Annotated in this window: 5 protein-coding genes and 2 pseudogenes; 6 read left to right on the forward strand and 1 reads right to left on the reverse strand. The window is 40.0% G+C overall.

Features of this window, described 5'->3' with window-relative positions; all coding sequences use genetic code 11:
- Positions 1–610 precede the first annotated feature (610 nt).
- The 6 genes and pseudogenes from QTN94_RS19315 to QTN94_RS19340 form a co-directional block, all read left to right on the forward strand.
- Positions 611–859 (forward strand): PAAR domain-containing protein, encoded by a 249-nt coding sequence (locus QTN94_RS19315; protein WP_331428578.1) that lies wholly within the window; start codon positions 611–613, stop codon positions 857–859.
- Between the two features lie 42 nt (positions 860–901).
- Positions 902–1,288, forward strand: a complete 387-nt coding sequence (locus QTN94_RS19320; protein WP_331428579.1) for a hypothetical protein — start codon at positions 902–904, stop codon at positions 1,286–1,288.
- Positions 1,289–1,314: 26 nt separating this feature from the next.
- Positions 1,315–1,503: a hypothetical protein gene (locus QTN94_RS19325; RefSeq protein WP_331428580.1), complete on the forward strand. Its 189-nt coding sequence runs from the start codon at positions 1,315–1,317 to the stop codon at positions 1,501–1,503.
- 109 nt (positions 1,504–1,612) lie between these two features.
- Positions 1,613–1,918: a hypothetical protein gene (locus QTN94_RS19330; RefSeq protein ID WP_331428581.1), complete on the forward strand. Its 306-nt coding sequence runs from the start codon at positions 1,613–1,615 to the stop codon at positions 1,916–1,918.
- 607 nt (positions 1,919–2,525) lie between these two features.
- Complete coding sequence (locus QTN94_RS19335; protein ID WP_331428582.1) at positions 2,526–2,756, forward strand: ANR family transcriptional regulator; 231 nt, start codon at positions 2,526–2,528, stop codon at positions 2,754–2,756.
- A 105-nt stretch (positions 2,757–2,861) separates the two neighbouring features.
- Positions 2,862–3,030 (forward strand): annotated as a pseudogene (locus tag QTN94_RS19340) (IS5/IS1182 family transposase); the annotation flags it as partial.
- Positions 3,031–3,095: 65 nt separating this feature from the next.
- Here QTN94_RS19340 and QTN94_RS19345 read toward each other — a convergent pair.
- Positions 3,096–3,567, reverse strand: a pseudogene (locus QTN94_RS19345) (hypothetical protein); the annotation flags it as partial.

Genomic DNA, 3,567 nt, shown 5'->3' on the forward strand with positions numbered 1-3,567 from the left:
TGCGCGGTCAGGTAATGTTAGAATCATGAGAACTCGGTAACGGTTGTAGGTTTGTATGTTTGGCGACTGATCAGATCGCTCAAACGGTACCGAGTTCCCTTCTTTTTCTACAAACCAGTGATCTATATTTAGGAACAGTTATTTAGTAATTAACATTTTGTTACATTTAATGGTGAAGTCACTAGTTAAGTGTTATATCATTGTTAAATATCTGGGTATCTCAACGATTAATGATAATTGCATCAGCATCAAGCACTTAGTATTTTTCCATTTCTTGTTGGAACCGTAGAGCTTCTGACAACCTACTAGAACAAGCAGAGGTTCTAGCTGACGGCTGGTATAAGTAATAGCAAAGGCAAGGTTTATACCTTGCCTTTTGAATATCTATGCATATTTCATTCGTTCAAAAGTCAGCTATCTGCATTTTTCGGTCAAAAATAATAATTAAAATGGAATGGATTAGAGCTATTGCGCTAAGTGATTTTTGTCCAAAAATGAGCTAGCTTTCGTAGCTGGCTTTTTTTCCCATTTATTGGTCTCGTCAAAAAACTAAATGGGTAAATAGGCGAATTTTCCTCAATTATCGATTATGTGGCCTTTTGCCTAGGGTTTGTCCGTTGAGTTTGTTGATAACAAATCAATTGCTTATGCTTGCGAGTACGTCGAACGTTTCTTCAAGTTGGTAAGCATCATGTTTAACAATGCCGTCACCGTTGGAACCCCAACCAGTACAGGCGGAAAAGTGTTAACAGGCACTGCTGGCGTAAAAATTAACAATTTGGATGTGAGTCTCTTGGGAGACCAAGCTACCTGTACTTGTGGGGATAAAAACTGTCGTGGAGTAGGTCCAATCATGTAGGGCAGCCCGCGAAATATTAAGATTGGTGGCAAGCTGATAGCGATGAAAGACGATCCGGTTGATACCGGATGCGGCAATTGCTTTGTGCTTGCTAGTGGTGACGCCGTGAGTCTTGGGCCTCAAATGTTTGGCTCAATTAATATGGGTGCAGGCGTCAATATCGGGCAGGGTGTCAATATCAATATGGGGTCGGGCGTGAGCTTGGGGCAAGGTGTCTCTTTTGGTGACCGCTCGTCTACTTCTCCATCGTCTAATTTCACCAGTTCTGCGAGTCATCTATCGCAAGTGAATGACCCATATCGTTCAGAGCCGTTATTGTTTAGCCAAACTCAAACCATCGACAAAATATTGAGTGATTCTCTCGCTTTAGAGTGTTCTCTTGAAGAAGAAATGGCGAAGAACATGCAACATGTTCTTATCACCTTGTGAACTGGTTTGGGAATGTTGGATCTGACATGTTTAAGTTTATGCTTCAGACAGCTGTCGGTGAGGCCGTATTGTTTACTGCTGCTTTCTTAGGTCAGCCTATAATTATTGGTGCAATTGCTATAACAGCAACATATGTTCTAATTGAATGGGCTTGGGGCGAATACAAAATATCTCAAACGATAGTTGAGAGGTTAGAGAGTGCGATATCAAACTAAAATCCGTTTGGCTAGCTTGTTTTTTATTTCGCTAATGTTGTTATGTTGGTTTTATCCTTCTTATGGGGTATATCTGGATTACCTTGATCTATTAAATCGAGCTGATACTGTGCAAGTTTCCATCATTACTTTGTGGGTTCCTGTTGGTGTTTTTGGGGCTTTAGCATGTGTCTTATTCATGACGCCAAAAGCTATGCTATATGGGAAGAAGGTTAATGAACTTTTTTCTCAGAGAGCTATGCAGTTAGCTAATAAAATTAGTCTTTATTTTGCATTAGCTGGAGTGGCGTTTGCTGCTGGATGGACATATCACTCTATCGACTTGTTAGAAAAATATGGCTATGTGTACAGTCGAGATTTGACAAGAATAACTCCAACGGGAATACATTTGATGTACATTAAAGCAAAGCATTGAGTTGGTTTACTCGTCAATTAGCTTTAAAGGCGTCGAGTCTTTGGACATCCTTTACAGGATTACTCAAAAATAGAGACCGTCAAATTTCCTCGGTAATTAAGCGAACGACAAAGTCGCTTGGTGATATAATAGACTTTGTTGAAGAGTTCGGAAGTATTATCCAAAGAAGTCGTATCCTCGGTTGCTCCTGATTTAATTAAGACGGAGATTTGTGTGACAGATTGTGTTGTGTAAAGAAATGATTTAGGTATAAATTCTGACGTTAATATAAGAAATATCATGCTTAACATTGTTGTAGGAACGTGTATTTTATATGTTCAGGAGGTAACAATGGTCAAACAACAGTTTCGATACAAAGGATTTGTAATTTCCTACTACGATGGACAATACCATCTTACGATCCGGGATGTTAAAAGCGGAAAGAGCAAAACGTACAAGCGTCCTGAAATGCACTCATTAATCACAATCATTGATAACATCAGACGTTTTGAGACCCCTCCTCCCTCAGAACCTGAAACAAAGCGAGGGCGTTTTTGGACCGCCCAATTAAAGTAATCTTAATGATTGTTTTGATGTTGAAAATTCATACTCTTTATATAGGTGAAAAATGCAGCTAGATACATTGACACAACAGTCTTACAACGAACTTTCACAACAGGCAGCTCTATTTGAAAGGCAAAAACAATGGAGTGCTGCGGCAGAATATTGGCAGCACGCCGAAGAGAAAGCCAAAAATGGAGACAATAAAAAATGGGCAGTTTGTCGTAAAGCGTTTTGTATCAATCGTTCTTATTACTCCCAAAAATCAACAAAGCGACCAAATGTCATTGTTATTTAGCCGCTTGGTTGATTGAACGGTTTTGTATTAAGCGTTAACGGCTTCTTTCAGTGCTTTACCCGCGAAACCTCGTTCCAAAACAAATAACTGGAAGCAGTCTTCTGAGAACAAGGGCATCCTCGTAACTTAGCGGTAGGTTGCCAGAAGCTCTCCGGCTCCAACAAGAAGTGGAAAAGCGCTATGGCTACCATAAGCGCTCGCTATCATCACAGTGCTGAACAAGCTGACAGGACAAGGCATGCCTGAAAATCAGTATCGAGTACAATCCAGATAGTGCGCTCACTGAAACCAGAACCAATGCGAAACTCCTCTCTATGAATTGTCGCTTAGTTAACCGAGTCACTTGCCAGTCTCTGGATCTAATGGCGCAGTACGATAATTCTCTCCAGCTAAAATATCGTAGTGAATCACGGTGTCGCTATTAAACTGAGAGAAATCAAAGTAGACACTTTCTGCGTTAAACTCTGATTCTTTTGATATCCTTTTTTGATTGAAGTAAAAGTCACATCCGATTGCTCCAGCCCAGACTTTTCTTAAGCTCTTATATACTTCACTGTTGCAATCTTTAGCTTCAATTTTTGAATCTAAGCCTATCGGTTTGTTGTAATATTTTTTTCCTGATTGGTAAATGCGTAGTTGGGCAAAACCTACTGTATCAAATGCGTTATAGGCTTGAACTGTTATATCCCCCAAGGTTACTTCACAATCAAACGAGTCTTGATATTGCTGGAAAGGAATGCGCAATTCATACCTGTTTGGGTCGTTGGAGAAGTTATAAGTCACATGCCATTTTACATCTGCACCACTTGAC

The organism is Vibrio sp. M250220 (assembly GCF_036533795.1).
GTDB lineage: Bacteria > Pseudomonadota > Gammaproteobacteria > Enterobacterales > Vibrionaceae > Vibrio.